The sequence below is a fragment of the Bradyrhizobium erythrophlei genome, from assembly GCF_900129505.1.
GTDB lineage: Bacteria > Pseudomonadota > Alphaproteobacteria > Rhizobiales > Xanthobacteraceae > Bradyrhizobium > Bradyrhizobium erythrophlei_D.
This window is the reverse complement of the sequence record NZ_LT670818.1, coordinates 7,940,807-7,960,431: the sequence shown is the minus strand read 5'-3', so window position 1 is coordinate 7,960,431 and position 19,625 is coordinate 7,940,807. Positions and strand designations below refer to the sequence as shown.

Annotated in this window: 12 protein-coding genes; 11 read left to right on the top strand and 1 reads right to left on the bottom strand. The window is 62.2% G+C overall.

Features of this window, described 5'->3' with window-relative positions:
* Positions 1 to 199 precede the first annotated feature (199 nt).
* From secE to B5525_RS37430, 11 genes are all read left to right on the top strand, one after another.
* On the top strand, positions 200 to 391 hold the full coding sequence (secE, locus tag B5525_RS37480; RefSeq protein WP_029584578.1) for a preprotein translocase subunit SecE: 192 nt from the start codon (positions 200 to 202) through the stop codon (positions 389 to 391).
* Complete coding sequence (gene nusG / locus B5525_RS37475; protein ID WP_079571046.1) at positions 391 to 945, top strand: transcription termination/antitermination protein NusG; 555 nt, start codon at positions 391 to 393, stop codon at positions 943 to 945. The genes secE and nusG overlap by 1 nt, the downstream gene beginning before the upstream one ends.
* Positions 946 to 1,072: 127 nt before the next feature.
* Entirely contained in the window at positions 1,073 to 1,501 is a 429-nt protein-coding gene (gene rplK / locus B5525_RS37470) for a 50S ribosomal protein L11 (RefSeq protein WP_045008228.1), read from the top strand.
* Positions 1,502 to 1,507: 6 nt separating this feature from the next.
* Complete coding sequence (gene rplA / locus B5525_RS37465) at positions 1,508 to 2,200, top strand: 50S ribosomal protein L1 (protein ID WP_079571043.1); 693 nt, start codon at positions 1,508 to 1,510, stop codon at positions 2,198 to 2,200.
* A gap of 84 nt (positions 2,201 to 2,284) precedes the next feature.
* Complete coding sequence (locus B5525_RS37460; protein WP_079571042.1) at positions 2,285 to 3,238, top strand: 2-hydroxyacid dehydrogenase; 954 nt, start codon at positions 2,285 to 2,287, stop codon at positions 3,236 to 3,238.
* 575 nt (positions 3,239 to 3,813) lie between these two features.
* The gene (gene rplJ / locus B5525_RS37455) at positions 3,814 to 4,332 is read left to right on the top strand and encodes a 50S ribosomal protein L10 (RefSeq protein WP_079571039.1); all 519 of its coding nucleotides are present in this window, start codon (positions 3,814 to 3,816) and stop codon (positions 4,330 to 4,332) included.
* 57 nt (positions 4,333 to 4,389) lie between these two features.
* On the top strand, positions 4,390 to 4,761 hold the full coding sequence (gene rplL / locus B5525_RS37450) for a 50S ribosomal protein L7/L12 (protein ID WP_079571038.1): 372 nt from the start codon (positions 4,390 to 4,392) through the stop codon (positions 4,759 to 4,761).
* Positions 4,762 to 5,268: 507 nt separating this feature from the next.
* Positions 5,269 to 9,387 (top strand): DNA-directed RNA polymerase subunit beta, encoded by a 4,119-nt coding sequence (rpoB, locus tag B5525_RS37445; RefSeq protein WP_079571035.1) that lies wholly within the window; start codon positions 5,269 to 5,271, stop codon positions 9,385 to 9,387.
* 130 nt (positions 9,388 to 9,517) lie between these two features.
* Positions 9,518 to 13,717 carry a DNA-directed RNA polymerase subunit beta' gene (gene rpoC / locus B5525_RS37440; protein ID WP_079571034.1) on the top strand — a complete coding sequence of 1,400 codons (4,200 nt, stop codon included), beginning with the start codon at positions 9,518 to 9,520 and terminating at the stop codon, positions 13,715 to 13,717.
* 314 nt (positions 13,718 to 14,031) lie between these two features.
* Positions 14,032 to 16,089: an FAD-dependent oxidoreductase gene (locus B5525_RS37435; RefSeq protein ID WP_079571031.1), complete on the top strand. Its 2,058-nt coding sequence runs from the start codon at positions 14,032 to 14,034 to the stop codon at positions 16,087 to 16,089.
* A gap of 173 nt (positions 16,090 to 16,262) precedes the next feature.
* Complete coding sequence (locus tag B5525_RS37430) at positions 16,263 to 18,299, top strand: ABC transporter ATP-binding protein (RefSeq protein ID WP_079571030.1); 2,037 nt, start codon at positions 16,263 to 16,265, stop codon at positions 18,297 to 18,299.
* A gap of 25 nt (positions 18,300 to 18,324) precedes the next feature.
* On the opposite strand, the gene B5525_RS37425 is transcribed toward B5525_RS37430, so the two are convergent.
* Positions 18,325 to 19,518, bottom strand: coding sequence for an FAD-dependent oxidoreductase (locus tag B5525_RS37425; protein WP_079574312.1), 1,194 nt, complete (start codon positions 19,516 to 19,518; stop codon positions 18,325 to 18,327).
* Positions 19,519 to 19,625 lie beyond the last annotated feature (107 nt).

Here is a 19,625-nt window from a genome sequence, read left to right as displayed (position 1 = left end):
GCTGTCGCAGTACATAACCGGCACCTGCTGCCGGCCCGCTAGTCGCGGATATCCGGCGCGGCTTTGAAAACCCCGAACAATCGAGCCCGCTTGCCGGCTCATCCTTCAAGAGAGGGCTGGGCCTAAGAGGGCTGTTCGGATTCCCACGAATATCTCATCGCCTTAACAACGTCGTCCACCAACGCGGATCACATCAAGGATGGCTTTCAGCCCGTTCAAATTCCTGCAGGAAGTGCGCTCGGAGACCGCCAAGGTCACCTGGCCGACCCGCCGCGAGACGACGATCACCACCATCATGGTCTTCGTGATGGTGGCGCTGGCCTCGATCTTCTTTTTCGCCGCGGATCAGATCATCCGTTATCTCGTCACCTTTTTGCTCGGCATTCACTGATGACAGCCACCGCAACGCAGACGACGGACAAGCGCTGGTACATCGTCCACGCTTATTCCAACTTCGAAAAGAAGGTCTCCGAATCGATCCGCGAGCAGGCGAAGCAGCGCGGGCTTGAGGAGTTGTTCGAGCAGGTGCTGGTGCCGACCGAAAAGGTCACCGAGGTACGCCGCGGCCGCAAGGTCGACGCCGAGCGGAAGTTCTTTCCGGGCTATGTGCTGGTCAAGATGAAGCTGACCGACGAAGCCTTTCATCTCATCAAGAATACCCCGAAGGTGACGGGCTTCCTCGGCGCCGAAAACAAGCCGATGCCGATCTCGGAGGCCGAGGCCATGCGGATCCTGCATCAGGTGCAGGAAGGCGTGGAACGCCCGAAGGCGTCGGTTTCGTTCGAGATCGGCGAGAATGTGCGCGTGGCCGACGGCCCGTTCGCGTCGTTCTCCGGCGTGGTCGAGGAAATCGACGAGGCGCGCTCGCGCGTGAAGGTCGCGGTGTCGATCTTCGGACGCGCCACCCCCGTCGAACTGGAATTCGGTCAGGTCGAGAAGGTCTGATCGATGAAACTGGAGACGGCGACGTCTCCAAAGAGGCCGTGGGAGGTGAGGGGCGGTCGCCAACCGTTCTGATCCGTACCACGGAACCTGAAACAGCCGGCCCCGGTCGGCACAACAGGAGTGACATATGGCAAAGAAAGTGACCGGATACCTGAAATTGCAGGTGCCGGCCGGTGCGGCGAACCCTTCGCCCCCGATCGGACCCGCGCTTGGTCAACGCGGCCTCAACATCATGGAATTCTGCAAGGCGTTCAACGCGCAGACGCAGAAGGAAGAAAAGAACACCCCGATTCCGGTGGTGATCACGATCTACGCCGATCGCTCGTTCACCTTCGAGATGAAGACCCCGCCGATGTCCTTCTTCCTCAAGCAGGCGGCCAAAATCCAGTCCGGATCGAAAGCCCCGGGCCGCGACAAGGCCGGCGCGGTGACCAAAGCGCAGGTGCGCGAGATCGCCGAGAAGAAGATGAAGGATCTCAATTGCGATACCATCGAGTCGGCCATGAAGATGGTCGAGGGCTCCGCCCGTTCGATGGGTCTTGAAGTTGCGGGGTAACGGGTCATGGCAATCGGAAAACGTTTGAAGAAGGCCCGCGAAGGGGTTGACCGCGAGAAGCTTTATCCGCTCGCGAAGGCCATCAAGATGGTCAAGGAACGTGCCAAGTCGAAATTCGACGAGACCATCGAACTGGCGATCAATCTCGGCGTCGATCCGCGTCACGCCGACCAGATGGTCCGCGGCGTGGTCACCCTGCCGAACGGCACCGGCCGCACTTTGCGCGTCGGCGTGTTCGCGCGCGGCGCCAAAGCCGATGAGGCCAAGGCCGCGGGCGCTGACGTCGTCGGCGCCGAAGACCTGGTCGAGAAGGTGCAGGGCGGTCAGATCGATTTCGACCGCTGCATCGCCACCCCCGACATGATGCCGCTGGTCGGCCGGTTGGGTAAGGTGCTCGGCCCGCGGGGCATGATGCCGAACCCGAAGATCGGTACCGTGACCATGGACGTCACCTCGGCCGTGAAGGGCGCCAAGGGCGGTTCGGTCGAGTTCCGTGTCGAGAAGGCCGGTATTGTGCAGGCCGGCGTCGGCAAGGCGTCGTTCTCGGAAGAGAAGCTGGTGCAAAACATAAAGGCGCTCGCGGATGCGGTCGCCAAGGCAAAACCCGCCGGCGCCAAGGGCACCTACATCCAGCGCGTGGCGGTTTCCTCCACCATGGGTCCGGGCGTCAAGGTCGAGCCGGGCACGCTGCTCGGCTAAGGCTGGCGGCACGAAGGAATGAGTACGAGGGCGGGACGGGGAAACCTGTTCCGCCCTTTGTCTTTGAGGTTAGGGAACCAGCTGATGCTCAACAAAGTCCTGATCTATTCGCGCTTTCCCAAGGCGATGATGCTGCGCATCGGGGAACGTTTCGAGCTGATGGATGGCGGCGGAAAGCCGCCGGCGGAGGTTTTCACGGCCGATCAGCTCGCCGACGTCCGCGCCATGATCACGGCCGGCGGCACGCCGCTCGGCGGGACCATCATGGACACGATGCCGAAACTCGGTGCCATCGTCTGTTACGGCACCGGCTATGACGGCGTTGATCTCGCGGCGGCCGCGCAGCGCAAGATTGCGGTCGGCCACAGTCCGGCGGCGAACGCGGCGGCCGTTGCCGACCTTGCGGTGACCTTGATGCTGGCGGTGACGCGGCGGCTATTGCCGGCCGACAATTATGTCCGCAGCGGAAACTGGTCCGACGTAAAGCCCTCGCCGTTGATGCGGCCGCAGCCGGGCAATCCCGGCCGCCGCGTCGGCATCTACGGCATGGGCGAGATCGGCCGCAAGATCGCCGCGCGCGTTGCGGCTTTCGAGACCGATGTGGCCTATTTTAGCCGCAGCCGGCATGACGTGTCCTATCGATATCTGCCGAGCCTCGAGGCGCTGGCGGAATGGTGCGGCGTGCTGATGATCGCGGTTCGCGCCGGCGCGGACACCCATCACGCCGTCGATGCCAATATCCTGTGCAAGCTCGGCAAGGACGGCTATGTCGTCAACATCTCGCGCGGCTCGGTGATCGACGAAGAGGCGCTGGTGGCCGCGCTCACGGACGAGACCATCGCCGGCGCCGGTCTCGACGTCTACGAGAAAGAGCCGCATGCGCCGGACGCGCTGACCGCGTTTCCGAACGTCGTGCTGACTCCGCATATCGGCGGCCATACCTTGGAGTCGCATACGGCGATGCAGGACTGCGTTATCGCCAATCTCGAGGCGTTTTTCGCCGGTGAGCCGCTGCCTTATGCGGTCCGGGGCGCCTGAAACGCCCGTTTCGGCCTGAATTTCGCGGGGAAAGCGCGTCAAGCGATTCTGGCGATTTAACGCTTGGCAAGCCGGAAAAGACTCGTTAAACAACCCCTTCCGGGTGTGCTGGCCGTTGCTGGCACGTCTGTGCTCGCATTCCGAAAACCAGATGCGCTAGGAGATCATTCCTTTCAGGACATCCGCATGGATTGCTCGAAAGGATGAAAACCCATCGTTTTGGAGGGGTGTGGGCAGGGGTTTTTCGGTGCAAGCCGGACGGCCTCGAATCCTGTCCAAGACTGCAGGCGCCCGCGGTGAAATCCCAGAGTTTCATCAACGGCTTAATCGTATGGCCTGCATAGACGGGTGAAGACCGGATTTCGCTTTGCGTCGCTCGAAATGCGACATCGAGCGTATTTGGTTCGAACCTCGACACCCCGTGGCCTTTTGGTCCGGGAGGGCAGGCTTTTCAATGTCGTTCTGCCCGAAATGTCCTGAGACTGGAATGTCTCGAGGTCAGGTTCAGGTAGGGCGATGGGTGCAACCCGGCGGTCCTGCCACAGGCAAAGGCCGCCAACCGGAGAGAGCTTGCTGTGGAAAGAGCGGCAAAAAAGGACGCGGTTGAGGCGCTGAACGGTCTGTTCAAGACCACCAGCGTGGCAGTCGTCGCCCACTATTCCGGCCTCACCGTGGCCCAGATGCAGAAGCTGCGCATGCAGATGAAGCAGGCGGGCGCGTCGGTGAAGGTCTCGAAGAACCGTCTCGCCAAAATTGCTCTTGAAGGCACGGACGTCGTTGCCATCGGTTCCCTGTTGAAGGGGCCGACCGTGATCGCGACTTCAAACGATCCGGTAGCGGCGCCGAAGGTTGCCATCGAATTCGCCAAGACGAACGAGCAATTCGTCATTCTCGGCGGTTCGATGGGTAAAACCGTCCTGGACGTGAACGGCGTGAAGGCGCTTGCCTCGCTGCCGTCACTCGATGAGTTGCGCGGCAAGATCGTCGGCCTCCTGGTGGCGCCGGCGACCAAGATCGCCCAGCTCTCCACAGCGCCCGCAGCCAAGCTCGCGCGCGTGGTCCAGGCCTATGCCTCAAAGAGCGAAGCGGCCTGACCCCCTTCGCAAAATTCAAACCTGGTTCGAACCAAATACGCTTAAGGAAACAGATCAATGGCCGACTTACAGAAGATTGTTGACGACCTCTCGAGCCTCACCGTGCTCGAAGCTGCCGAACTGGCAAAGCTGCTTGAAGAAAAGTGGGGCGTGTCCGCCGCTGCCGCCGTTGCGGTTGCCGGTCCGGCCGCTGCCGCCGCGGCTCCCGCTGAAGAAAAGACCGAGTTCACGGTCATGCTCGTCGCCGCCGGCGAGAAGAAGATCGAAGTCATCAAGGAAGTCCGTGCCATCACCGGCCTGGGCCTCAAGGAAGCCAAGGACCTCGTCGAGGGCGCGCCCAAGGCCGTCAAGGAAGGCGTGAACAAGGACGAGTCCGAGAAGATCAAGGCCCAGCTTGAAAAGGCCGGCGCCAAGGTGGAATTGAAGTAAGCGAAGCTTGCGGCAATTCCCCCGGGAGAGCAAAGCGAGACCTGGGGATCGCGTCACCGTGGATGGCCGGGTTGAGCTCAGCCATGACGGAGATAGTGTATCGCGGCGAAAACGACTTGGCCCGGAGGTTCCCTTCGAGCCCGGTTGTACACAAAAATGTGTGGGGATTCGGGAAGTTAGCTCTCGAATCTCCACGATTGCTCTCCCATATTGGGACGGCAGCACGAAAGCACGGTTGGCGGCGGGAACGGTGACGTCTCTGCGTAAGCCGTTGGGAGATAAGCAATTTCGGGCTTTTTCAGTCCGTGAAGCGATGGGTTCTGACGGGCGGGTGCGGTTAAGCGCCCCGCGCGTCGTTTTGCGTTTTGAAGGTCTGGTGATCAGATTCAGGACTTAAATCCTGAGGCGGGCTTCCAGATTTAGGAACGAATCGAAATTCAACCCGGGGGCGATGCCAATCGCGCTTCGGAAGGTTCGCCCCGCCGGGCGACGAAATGAGAGGCCACGATGGCGCAGCAGACATTCACCGGTCGCAAACGCGTTCGCAAGTTCTTCGGACACATCAAGGAAGTCGCAGAGATGCCGAACCTCATCGAGGTTCAGAAGGCGTCCTACGACCAGTTTCTGATGGTCGATGAACCCCTGGGCGGGCGGCTGGACGAGGGCCTGCAAGCGGTGTTCCGCTCGGTATTCCCGATCTCGGATTTCTCCGGCACCTCGATGCTGGAATTCGTCCGCTACGAGTTCGAGCCGCCGAAATATGACGTCGACGAGTGCCGCCAGCGCGGCATGACCTATGCTGCGCCGCTGAAGGTGACGCTGCGCCTGATCGTGTTCGATATCGACGAGGAAACCGGCGCCAAATCGGTCAAGGACATCAAGGAGCAGGACGTCTACATGGGCGATATCCCGCTCATGACCATGAACGGCACCTTCGTCGTCAACGGCACCGAGCGCGTCATCGTCTCCCAGATGCACCGTTCGCCCGGCGTGTTCTTCGATCACGACAAGGGCAAGACCCATTCGTCGGGCAAGCTTTTGTTTGCCGCGCGCGTCATTCCCTATCGCGGCTCCTGGCTCGATATCGAATTCGACGCCAAGGACATCGTGTTCGCGCGCATCGACCGCCGCCGCAAGATTCCCGTGACCTCGCTGATGTTCGCGCTCGGTCTCGACGGCGAGCAGATCCTGTCCACGTTCTACAAGAAGATCCTCTACAAGCGGACCAAGGAAGGCTGGCGCGTGCCGTTCGACGCCAACCGTTTCCGCGGCTATTCGACCATCAACGATCTGATCGACGCCGACACCGGCAAGGTCGTGCTGGAAGCCGGCAAGAAGCTCACCGTCCGCGGCGCCCGTCAGCTCCAGGAGAAGGGGCTGAAGGCACTGCGCCTGTCGGATGAGGAACTGGTCGGCAACTACCTGGCCGAGGACCTCGTCAATCCCAAGACCGGCGAGATCTACGCGGAAGCCGGCGAGGAAATCACCGAGAAGTCGCTGAAGGCGCTGAACGAGCACGGCTACAAGGAACTGCCGCTGCTCGACATCGACCATGTCAACGTCGGCGCCTACATCCGCAACACCCTGCACGCCGACAAGAACATGACGCGCGAGGACGCGCTGTTCGACATCTATCGCGTGATGCGTCCCGGCGAGCCGCCGACCATCGACTCGGCCCAGAGCATGTTCCAGTCGCTGTTCTTCGATAGCGAGCGCTACGACCTGTCCGCGGTCGGTCGCGTCAAGATGAACATGCGCCTCGAACTCGATGCGCCCGACACCCATCGCACGCTGCGCAAGGAAGACATCCTGGCCGTCATCAAGACGCTGGTCGACCTGCGCGACGGCAAGGGCGAGATCGACGACATCGATCACCTCGGCAACCGCCGCGTTCGCTCGGTCGGCGAGTTGATGGAGAACCAGTACCGCATCGGCCTGTTGCGCATGGAGCGCGCGATCAAGGAGCGCATGTCGAGTGTCGATATCGACACCGTGATGCCGCAGGACCTGATCAACGCCAAGCCGGCGGCCGCCGCGGTGCGCGAATTCTTCGGCTCCTCCCAGCTGTCGCAGTTCATGGACCAGACCAACCCGCTGTCGGAGATCACCCACAAGCGCCGTCTCTCGGCGCTTGGCCCGGGCGGCCTGACCCGTGAGCGCGCCGGCTTCGAGGTGCGCGACGTGCATCCGACGCATTACGGCCGCATCTGCCCGATCGAGACGCCGGAAGGCCCGAACATCGGCCTGATCAATTCGCTCGCGACTTTTGCGCGCGTCAACAAGTATGGTTTCGTCGAGACGCCCTACCGCAAGGTCAAGGACGGCCGCGTCACCGACGAGGTGATCTATCTCTCGGCGATGGAAGAGGGCCGCTATCACGTGGCCCAGGCCAATGTCGCGCTCGACAACAAGGGCCGCTTCACCGACGACCTCGTGGTCTGCCGCCATGCCGGCGACGTGCTGATGATCACGCCGGACAAGGTCGACTACATGGACGTGTCGCCGAAGCAGCTGGTTTCGGTCGCCGCGGCCCTGATCCCGTTCCTCGAGAACGACGACGCCAACCGCGCCCTGATGGGCTCGAACATGCAGCGTCAGGCCGTGCCGCTGGTGCGCGCCGAGGCGCCGTTCGTCGGTACCGGCATGGAAGGCGTGGTCGCGCGCGATTCGGGAGCCGCAATTGCGGCCCGCCGTTCGGGCGTGATCGACCAGATCGACGCTACCCGCGTCGTCATCCGCGCCACCGAGGACCTCGATCCGACCAAGTCGGGCGTCGATATCTACCGGCTGATGAAGTACCAGCGTTCCAACCAGTCGACCTGCATCAACCAGCGTCCGCTGGTGAAGGTCGGCGACATCGTCAAGAAGGGCGACATCATCGCCGACGGTCCCTCGACCGATCTCGGCGAGCTCGCGCTGGGGCGCAACGTGCTAGTCGCGTTCATGCCGTGGAACGGCTACAACTTCGAAGACTCGATCCTGCTCTCCGAAAGAATCGTGAAGGACGACGTCTTCACCTCGATCCACATCGAGGAATTCGAGGTGATGGCCCGCGACACCAAGCTCGGACCCGAGGAAATCACCCGCGACATTCCGAACGTCTCGGAAGAAGCGCTGAAGAACCTCGACGAAGCCGGCATCGTCTATATCGGCGCCGAAGTCCGCGCCGGCGACATCCTGGTCGGCAAGATCACGCCGAAGGGCGAAAGCCCGATGACGCCCGAAGAAAAGCTGCTGCGCGCCATCTTCGGCGAAAAGGCTTCCGACGTCCGCGATACTTCGCTCCGCGTGCCTCCGGGCGTGCAGGGCACCATCGTCGAAGTCCGCGTCTTCAACCGGCACGGCGTCGACAAGGACGAGCGCGCCCTGGCGATCGAGCGGGAAGAGATCGAACGTCTGGCCAAGGACCGCGACGACGAGCAGGCGATTCTGGACCGCAACGTCTACAGCCGTCTCGCCGAACTCCTGGAAAACCGCCAGGGGATCGCAGGTCCGAAGGGGTTCAAGAAGGACACCAAGATCACGCGCGCGGTGCTCGACGAGCATCCGCGTTCGCAATGGTGGATGTTCGCGTCCCCCAACGACAAGCTGATGGCCGAAATCGAGGCGATGCGGAAGCAGTACGACGAATCGAAGAAGGGCCTTGAACAGCGCTTCCTCGACAAGGTCGAAAAGCTGCAGCGTGGCGACGAATTGCCGCCCGGCGTGATGAAGATGGTCAAGGTCTTCGTCGCGGTGAAGCGCAAGATCCAGCCCGGCGACAAGATGGCGGGCCGTCACGGCAACAAGGGCGTGGTGTCGAAGATCGTTCCGATAGAGGACATGCCGTTCCTGGAGGACGGAACGCACGCCGACATCGTGCTCAATCCGCTGGGCGTGCCGAGCCGGATGAACGTCGGGCAGATTCTCGAAACGCATCTCGGCTGGGCCTGCGCGGGCCTCGGCAAGCGCATCGGCCAGACCGTGGACGCTTACTATGCGAGGCAGGACATCAAGCCGCTGAAGGAGACCCTGAAAAAGATCTACGGCGACGAGGAAACCATCAAATCGCTCAACGACAGCGAGTTGATGGAACTCGGCCGTAATCTCAGCCACGGTGTTCCGATCGCGACGCCGGTGTTCGACGGCGCCAAGGAAGCCGACATCGAGGAGATGCTGAAGCTTGCCGGTCTCGACGCCTCCGGACAATCCACCGTCTACGACGGCCGGACCGGCGACGCCTTCGACCGCAAGGTGACGGTTGGGTACATCTATATGCTCAAGCTGCATCACCTCGTGGACGACAAGATCCACGCACGTTCGATCGGGCCGTACTCGCTCGTTACCCAGCAGCCGCTGGGTGGCAAGGCGCAGTTCGGCGGACAGCGTTTCGGCGAAATGGAAGTGTGGGCGCTCGAGGCTTACGGCGCGGCGTACACGCTCCAGGAAATGCTGACCGTGAAGTCGGACGACGTCGCCGGCCGTACCAAGGTGTACGAGGCGATCGTGCGCGGCGACGACACGTTCGAAGCGGGTATCCCGGAATCGTTCAACGTGCTGGTCAAGGAAATGCGTTCGCTGGGCCTCAACGTGGACCTGCACAACTCGAAGCTCGGTGTCACGCCGACATCCGAGGCCGCCGAATAACAACAAGCGTCATACCCGGCGCGTTTCGCGCCGGGTATTCGTGTTGCGCTCGGACGTTGAGCGGGGCGCGTCGCTGAAAAAAGAATTTCGAATTTGCTGCCGGTGACGATCGGCACGCGAGGAGAAGACCATGAACCAAGAAGTTATGAATCTGTTCAATCCGACGACGCCGGCTCAGGTCTTCGACCAGATCCGGATCTCGATCGCGTCTCCGGAGAAGATTCTGTCGTGGTCCTACGGCGAAATCAAGAAGCCGGAGACCATCAACTACCGCACCTTCAAGCCGGAGCGTGACGGCCTGTTCTGCGCCCGCATCTTCGGGCCGATCAAGGACTACGAGTGCCTGTGCGGCAAGTACAAGCGCATGAAGTACAAGGGCATCATCTGCGAGAAGTGCTCGGTCGAAGTGACGCTGTCCCGCGTCCGGCGCGAGCGCATGGGCCATATCGAACTGGCCGCTCCGGTGGCGCATATCTGGTTCTTGAAGTCGCTGCCGTCGCGCATCGGCCTGCTGCTCGACATGACGCTGAAGGATCTCGAGCGGATCCTGTATTTCGAATATTACGTCGTGCTCGAGCCGGGTCTCACCGCGCTCAAGGATCGTCAGCTCTTGTCGGAAGACGAGTACCTGAAGGCGCAGGACGAATACGGCCAGGACTCGTTCACCGCCATGATCGGCGCCGAGGCGATCCGCGAGCTGTTGAAGGGGCTTGATCTCGAAAAGCTCGAGGGCGGCCTGCGCGTCGAGATGCAGGAGACCGAGTCCGACATCAAGCACAAGAAGCTCGCCAAGCGTCTGAAGATCGTCGAGGCGTTCCGCTATTCCGGCAACAAGCCGGAGTGGATGATCCTGACCGTGGTGCCGGTGATTCCGCCGGACCTGCGTCCGCTGGTGCCGCTCGACGGCGGCCGCTTCGCGACCTCGGACCTCAACGATCTCTACCGCCGCGTCATCAACCGCAACAACCGCCTGAAGCGGCTGATGGAGCTGCGCGCGCCCGACATCATCATCCGCAACGAAAAGCGCATGCTACAGGAGGCCGTCGACGCATTGTTCGACAACGGCCGCCGCGGCCGCGTCATCACCGGCGCCAACAAGCGGCCGCTGAAGTCGCTGGCCGACATGCTGAAGGGCAAGCAGGGCCGCTTCCGGCAGAACCTGCTCGGCAAGCGCGTCGACTATTCGGGCCGTTCGGTGATCGTGGTCGGTCCCGAACTGCGGCTGCATCAGTGCGGCCTGCCGAAGAAGATGGCGCTGGAGCTGTTCAAGCCGTTCATCTATTCGCGGCTTGACGCCAAGGGTCTGTCCACCACGGTGAAGCAGGCGAAGAAGCTGGTCGAAAAAGAGCGTCCCGAGGTCTGGGACATTCTCGACGAGGTGATCCGCGAGCATCCCGTGCTGTTGAACCGCGCGCCGACGCTGCATCGCCTGGGCATCCAGGCGTTCGAGCCGGTTCTGATCGAGGGCAAGGCGATTCAGCTGCATCCCCTGGTCTGCGCGGCGTTCAACGCCGACTTCGACGGCGACCAGATGGCCGTGCACGTTCCGCTGTCGCTGGAAGCGCAGCTGGAAGCGCGCGTGCTGATGATGTCGACCAACAACATCCTGCATCCGGCCAATGGTCAGCCGATCATCGTGCCTTCGCAGGATATCGTGCTCGGTCTGTACTATCTGTCGATCCTGCGGGAAGGCCTGCCGGGCGAAGGCAAGCTCTACGGCGAAATGGCCGAGATCGAGCATGCCCTGCACTCCAAGGTCATCCACCTCCACACCAAGATCAAGTATCGCTGGGAAGGCGTCGACGAAACCGGCAAGCAGGCCCGGCGCTGGATCGAGACCACCGCGGGGCGCGTGATGCTCGGCAACGTACTGCCGAAGTCGCCGAAGATCCCGTTCGACGTCATCAACAAGCTGATGACGAAGAAGGAAATCTCGGGCGTCATCGACCAGGTCTATCGTCACTGCGGTCAGAAGGAGACCGTGATCTTCTGCGACCGCATCATGGCGCTCGGCTTCTACAACGCGTTCAAGGCCGGCATTTCGTTCGGCAAGGACGACATGGTGGTGCCGGCGTCGAAGTGGAAGATCGTCGAGGAGACCCGCACGCTCGCGAAGGAATTCGAGCAGCAGTACAATGACGGCCTGATCACCCACGGCGAGAAGTACAACAAGGTCGTGGACGCCTGGTCGAAGTGCACCAAGAAGATCTCCGAAGACATGATGACGGAAATCTCCGCCGTCAAGAAGAACCCGAAAGGCGGCGAGGCCCAGATCAACTCGATCTTCATGATGTCGAACTCCGGCGCCCGCGGTTCGCAGGACCAGATGCGCCAGCTCGCCGGCATGCGCGGCCTGATGGCCAAGCCGTCGGGCGAGATCATCGAGACGCCGATCATTTCCAACTTCAAGGAAGGTCTGTCGGTGCTCGAATACTTCAACTCGACCCACGGCGCCCGCAAGGGTCTGGCGGATACCGCGTTGAAGACGGCGAACTCCGGTTACCTGACGCGGCGTCTGGTCGATGTGGCGCAGGACTGCATCATCACGGCCGATGATTGCGGCACCAAGCTCGGCATCAAGATGCGCGCCATCATCGATTCCGGCACGGTTGTCGCGTCGCTGGCGTCCCGCATTCTCGGCCGTACCAACGGCGAGGATCTGCGCGACCCCGCGACCAACAAGATCGTGGTCAAGCGCGGCACGCTGATGGAAGAGACGCATGTCGATGCCATCCAGCAAGCCGGCATCCAGGAAGTGAAGATCCGTTCGGCATTGACCTGCGAACTCGTCAACGGCATCTGCGGCAAATGCTACGGCCGCGATCTTGCCCGCGGCACGCCGGTCAACCACGGCGAAGCCGTCGGCGTCATCGCGGCGCAGTCGATCGGCGAACCCGGCACCCAGCTGACGATGCGTACGTTCCACATCGGCGGCGCGGCGCAGATCAACGAGCAGTCGTTCATCGAGTCGAATTTCGACGGCAAGGTGACGATCAAGAACAAGGCGATCCAGAAGAACAGCGAAGGCCATCTGATTGCCATGGTGCGTAACATGGTGGTCGCGGTGGCGGACGCCGACGGCACCGAGCGCGCGACCCATCGCATTCAGTACGGCGCGCGCATGCGGGTCGATGAGGGCGATATGGTCAAGCGCGGCCAGCGTATCGCCGAGTGGGACCCGTACACGCGGCCGGTTCTCACCGAGGTCGAGGGCACCATCGGCTTCGAGGATCTGGTCGAGGGTCAGTCGATCTCGGAAACGCTCGACGAGTCCACCGGTATCGCCAAGCGGGTCGTCATCGACTGGCGCACCACGCGTGGCGGGTCGGATCTGCGTCCGGCCATCGTCATCAAGGGCAAGGACGGCAAGGTCCTCAAGCTCGCGCGCGGCGGCGAGGCCCGCTACATGCTTTCGGTTGACGCGATCCTTTCGGTCGACGTCGGCGCGAAGGTCAAGCCGGGCGATATCCTGGCGCGTATCTCGACGGAAAGCGCCAAGACCCGCGACATCACCGGCGGTCTGCCGCGGGTCGCCGAACTGTTCGAGGCCCGCAAGCCGAAGGACGCGGCGATCATCGCGGAAATCGCGGGCACCATCCGGTTCGGCCGCGACTACAAGAACAAGCGCCGGATCGCGATCGAGCCGATGGACAAGAATGAGGAGACACGCGAGTACCTCATTCCGAAGGGCAAGCACATCCATCTGCAGGACGGCGATATCGTCGAAAAGGGCGACTTCATCGTCGAAGGCAACCCGGCACCGCACGACATCCTGGCGATCAAGGGCATCGAGGAACTCGCTGCCTATCTGGTCAACGAAATCCAGGAGGTCTACCGCCTGCAGGGCGTGCTCATCAACGACAAGCACATCGAGGTGATTGTCCGTCAGATGCTGCAGAAGGTGGAGATCACTGACCAGGGCGAGACCGACATGATCTCGGGCGAACAGGTCGACAAGATCGAGTTCGACGTGCTCAACGCCAAGGCCAAGGAAGAGGGCAAGAAGCCCGCCACGGGAACGCCGGTGCTGCTCGGCATTACCAAGGCGAGCCTGCAGACCCGCTCGTTCTTCTCGGCGGCCTCGTTCCAGGAGACCACCCGCGTGCTCACCGAAGCCGCCGTCAACGGCAAGGTGGACCCGCTGGAAGGCCTCAAGGAGAACGTCATTGTCGGCCGGCTGATCCCGGCAGGCACCGGCGCCTCGATGGCCAAGATCCGCGAAGTCGCCGTCAAGCGCGACAAGCTGATTCTCGACGAACGCGAGAAGCAGGCCACGATCGTGCCGGCGGCTCCGGAAGTGGAACCCTTGGCGCTGCCGCCGGCCGAATAAAGCCGCGAGCCGCAGAATTACGGAAAAGGCCGGCGAAAGCCGGCCTTTTTACTATTTTTTTGACTATTGTGGCGTCGATGTCTTGCTTCGTTCATCTTTCCTTCAGGCTGAAAAGCGCTTCTGCTAAGGGCTTGAAGCGCCAACAGCACGTCCTCGGGTCTCGACCCGGGCGGGGGCGGCTTCGCGGCACGGCAATGCGCTAAATCAATCATTCGCAGCGCGATTAATGACAAAAAGCAGCTTGTCGCGCTGTGGCTGACTCTTAGGAAACCGGATGCTCCGTGACAGGGGCGGCGGGGGATCACGGAAGACACATGCTGGATCTTGCAATCGTGGGCGGTGGGCCAGGCGGCCTGATGAGCGCCTGGTATCTCAAAAAGAAGCTGGGCGACCTTTGCCGGGTCACCATTTACGAGGCGTCCGACCGGCTGGGCGGCAAGATCCTGACGCGCAAGTTCGATTCGGCGCCGGCGATGTACGAGGCCGGCGTCGCCGAGATCTACGATTATTCGATGACCGGGCCGGATCCGCTGCGCGAACTGATCCAGCATTTCGGGCTGCAGACGATTCCGATGGATGCCGAGCAGGTCCAGCTCGACGGCGAACTCCTGAACGACGTGCCGGGCATGCGGCGCAAATACGGCGCCAAGACCGCGAACGCGATCGAAGCGTTCCGCAAGCGTTGCGCCGAGATGGTATCGCCGGCCGAATATTACGAAGGCGTCGGCGCCCACGACAACGAGCATCCCTGGGCCTACATCACCGCCGAGGAACTGCTCGACAGGGAAGTGGACGACGCGACCGCCAAGCGCTTCTTCAAGGTGATGGCGCGCTCCGATATCGCCACCGAGACCCACAATACCAACGGTCTGAATGCGCTGAAGAACTTCGTGATGGATGTCGACGGCTATATCGGCCTGTACTCGATCCAGAACGGCAATGAGCAGCTGATCGAGTGCCTGCATTCCGAGGTAGACGCCGATATCCAGCTCAATCACCGGGTGCTCAAGGTCGGCAAAACCGAGGCCGGCCGCTACCAGCTCAATATGATGAACGGCAAGGGGCCCGAAACGCGCGATTTCGACCTGGTGCTGATGTGCCTGCCGCACTCCTGGCTCTCGACCATGGGGTGGGAAGGCGAGCAGCTGCGCAAGTCGATGGTCAAGCACGTCGCCTATTTCGACCGACCCGCGCATTATCTGCGGGTCTCGATCCTGTTCGATGAGCCGTTCTGGGGCGAGAAGATCCCCGGCGCCTGGTTCATGTCGGAGGCGTTTGGCGGCTGCTGCGTTTACAACGAGGGCGCGCGTCACGACGTCGGCAAACACGGCGTGCTGAATTGGCTGATCGCCGGTTCCGACGCGCTGGCTTTCGCCAATCTCGGCGATCAGGAACTGATCGACGCCGCGCTGAAGTCGCTGCCGGCTTCGTTCGGCAACGCCCGCGAGCATTTCATGGAAGGCAAGACCTATCGCTGGCTGTCGTCGGTGAACGCGATTCCCGGCGGCTTGCCGGCACGCGACGTCATGACCAATCACCGGCCGGAGCCGAAGCAGCATCCGGGCCTCGTCGTGGTCGGCGACTATTTGTTCGATTCGACGCTGAACGGACTGCTCGATTCCTCCGACGCCGCCACCGACATCATCGTCACCGAGATGATGCGGCTGCGCCACGCGCACGGCGACGGCGCCAAGCCTGCGTCCGACAAGATCGACCGCCGCTATTTCGAGAATTACCGGGGCCTTGGTCCCTACAGCGAGGTCTGGAGCCAGTTCACCGATCCCGGCTACCTGACCAGTCTCATCAAGATCGTCTGGAACCGGGCCAGGGGTTACAAGCTGCTGGTGGCCGGATCCGCCAGCGGGGAACTGGTGGGGGCGCTGCGCGCGCGCGGCATCGATGCGTGGGGCATCGAGAACAATCGCGCGATCCATGCCAGCGCGCCAAAGGAATTAAAGAAGTACAACAAGCTTGGATCGATCGTCGACATGCCGTTCAAGGACGGCGAGTTCGATTTCGTGTTCGAGACCAGCCTGTGCCACGTCGCGGAAAAGCAGGTCCCGCGGGCGATTCGCGAGTTGAACCGGGTTGTGAAGACCGGGCTGGTGTTCGGATCGGTGACGTCGGACATGGCGCCCGCGCTGATCGACCGCTACGACCTCTTGCGCGGGGTCAAAAAGCTCGGCACCTGGTGGGAATGGTCGGAGCTGTTCTTCTCCAACGGCTTCGACCTGTCGATGCACCGCCGCGACTGCACCGACGAATTGTGGGTGGCGACGCTTGCCGCCAACAAGGGGCCCGGCCAGTGGTATGCCGACTCGGACAGCCTGCGCTATTCGTTCTTCGACAAGGTCGAAGCCGACGACGATTGAGCCGGTGGATTCACCGGTAACGGTGTCGGCCTGCGCGGCAAGGCTCCTGCGGAAAGTTTTCGACTGTCAGCTTTGCTGAAAGCGGGCCAATCGCATAGGATCGGCGCGGTGGTTCGTTCGGCCACTTTCCCGGATTTTACGGTCATGCCGGCCGTGCAGCATCGGTTGGTTTCATGGCGCGCAAGCCTCCATCGCCGGATGATCGGATCAAGGCCGTCGCGGAGGATGCTCTCGCGCCGGAAGCCGACGAAAAGCTGTTGACGGATGCGCAAGCCGCGAGTCCCGTCGTCCGCGACAAGGCGCCGACGCCTCCGCCCGACGATGACGATGATGAAGAAGACGATGACGAGCTTGGGCTCGACGACGACGAGGAGGACGATGAAGATCTCGTCGTCTTCACCGCGAAGGAGGCCGCCGGCGCGCTGGCGACGGTCTATGCGTTCGTCAAACCCTTCCTGAAGAACTACAAGAAGATCCTGGCATTCGTCAGCTTCGGCGTCCTGGTCGAGACCCTGTTCAACGTCTTCATGCCGCTCAGTCTCAAATTCCTCATCGACGACGCGCTCGGCGAGGAAGACTTCGAGGCACTGATCAAGATTCTCTCGGTTCTGGCGGTCGCCGGCATCGTCACCTCGATCGTTGCGGTCTGGTACGAGCGCTGGGACGCCAAACTGGCCGCGTCGCTGATTTCGGACGTCCGGACGCGGCTGTTCGAACATCTGCAAAATCTGCCCGCGGCCTATTACGCGCGCACCAAGCGAGGCGAGATCCTGTCGCGGTTTTCGGTCGACATGGCCGCGTTCGAAGGCTCGATCAAGGGTTTTGCCAACAGCGCCGCGCTGCCGTTCTTCGAGTTGATCGCGGGCATCATCCTGATGCTGTTCCTGAACTGGCAGCTCGCCGTGGTGTCGCTGCTGGTGTTTCCGATCACCCTGATCGGTCCGCGCATCCTGACGCCGAAGGCGGTGCAGGCGAATTACGAGCAGAAGCTTAACGAATCCGCGCTGCTCGGCATGGTGCAGGAAAACGTCGCCACCCAGGCGGTGATCAAGGCGTTCATGCTGCAGCGCCGGACGCTGGGCTGGTTCACGATGCGCAACCACGAGGCACGCCGCAAGATCGCGTCCGCCGCGTTCCTCTCGACCATGGTCGAGCGCACCGTCACGATCTCCGTGCTGTTGCTGCACCTCGTGGTGCTCGCGATCGGCGCCTATCTCGCCACCAAGGGCCAGATCACGATCGGAACCTTCGTCACCTTCGAGAGCGCGTTCTGGGAGGTATCCTACAATATCGGCCATATCATGCATTTCATCCCGGTGTCGATCCAGTCGGCAGCGGCGGTACGCCACATTCAGGAGTTTCTGGATGCGCCGACCCGCGGCGCCGATCGCGCCGGTGCGCCCGACCTGCCGCGCATCACCAACGACATCACCTTCGATCGCGTCACCTTCCAATACGAAGGCAGCCAGACGCCGGTGCTCGACAATTTCAGCCTCAAGCTCAAGGTCGGAAAAAGCATTGCCATCGTCGGCCCCAGCGGCTCCGGCAAGAGCACGCTGCTCAACCTGATCCTGCGCCTCTATGTGCCGGACGAAGGGCGCGTTACGATCGACGGCGTCGATATCCGCAAGGTGACCCGAGAGTCCCTGCGCCGGAGCATGGCGGTGGTGTTCCAGGAAAACATGCTGTTCAACATGTCGATCCGGGAAAACATCCGGCTCGGCAAGGAGGGTGCCACCGACGAGGAAGTCGTCGAGGCCGCGCGCAAGGCCGAGATCCACCGCTACATCATGAGCCTGCCGCAGAAATACGACACTCAGGTCGGTGAACGCGGCGACACGCTATCGGGCGGTCAGCGCCAGCGCATCGCGATCGCGCGCGCCATCGTGCGCGACCCGTCGGTCTTGCTACTCGATGAGGCGACCTCCGCGCTCGATCAGACCACGGAGGCCGCGATCAACAAGACGCTGTGGAAGCTCGCCAAGGGCCGCACCATGCTCTTCTCGACCCACCGGCTGACGTCGGTGGTCGACATGGACGAGATCGTGGTGATAGCGGGCGGCAAGGCGGTCGAACGCGGCTCACACGCCAAGCTGCTCGCGGCCAATGGCATGTATCGAAAGCTCTGGGACGACCAGAGCCACCAGCCGCATCAAACGGCCGATCAGACCGACGACGATGACGATGATGATGCCGACGATGAGGATTGAGGCGCAGGCCGCCGAGGTCGCGGCCTCAGGGATGCGCGGCCTGTTTCGCCGCCAGCCTTCGCGGCATTGATCCGCCGGCAAACTGCCTGCCGATCGCCAGCCGCGTGCCTTGCGCCAAACGCAGGATGAACCGCGCCCAGCGTTGCGCCCGCCATGACAGGCCATTGTCGGTTGACAGCGAGCGCAGATGGTAGGCCTTGGCGAGGCATCGCGCCTCGCACGCCTTTTTCTCCGCATCGTCGTAGAACGCTGCAATCTTCTCCGCGCCCATGCCCTCGGTCGAGAGCCACTGCGGAATGTAGACGTTGCACAGCCGTTCGACGTCGGTGAAGACCTTGGTGGTGCCGGTTCCCGCGGCCGGGCAGGAGGTGGAAAAGGCGTCGCCAACCAGCACCATCCCGGGCCGAATATGGCCTTCGGTGACGCAGAGATCGGCGGGGCGGATCTTGACGGGGCCGCTGACCCTGAACGCGTCCATCATGTTCTCGAGACCCGGCATGATCGCGACCATCGCCCGCTCGGGCGCCTGCTTGAACGCCGGCAGCCAGGGGTCGGTCATGTCGCGATAGACCATCAGATTGGCGCGCATCGTCCCATTGATCGGAAAGATCGAGAGGTAGGCCATGCGCGAGCTCGCCCGCTTCGGCCAATAGGTCAAGGCCGGGAAATCGAACGCCGCGCGGCCGACCGGTTCGAGGTTGAATCCGAGTGTGACCGAATGGCATGCGCTGATGACTTTGCGCTTGATGCCGAGCGTCTGGCGCAGGCCGACATTCAGGCCGTTGGCGAAAACCACCAGCCGTGCCGAGATTTCCTCGCCGTTCGACAAAACGAGCTTCTGCCGTTCCGCGCTGCTGGATATCTCGGAGGTTTTGGCGTGGATCGTCTCGACATTTTCGGGGATTTGCATCCGCACGGTGTTGACCAGCGTGTCGTACATCACACCGTGCTGATCGCTGGGTTTTCTGGCGACGACATAGCCAAAACGCGCTTCCCAGACCTCACCGTCGAGCGTGGTCGCCCGCAGGGTGGCATCCGCAAGGCCGGTCTTGCGCAACAGGTTGAGCTGTTCGCCGCCGAGCTTTTCGCAGCGCAGCTCCGGCGGATAGACGGTATGAGGGTCGATCAGGATCGCCGCGATGCCGTCGCGTCCCAGCATCGCCGCCGCGATTGAACCGGCCAGACCACCGCCGACGATCGCAACATCCGTGTAGCGCATGCCTTGCCTCTCGACCGAAGCCCTATCAATGCGCCCGAAAAGGCAAACAAATCTTGAAACCGACCGTCTGAACAGGTCCGCGCCGGCTGCCGACTTAACCGAAAAGC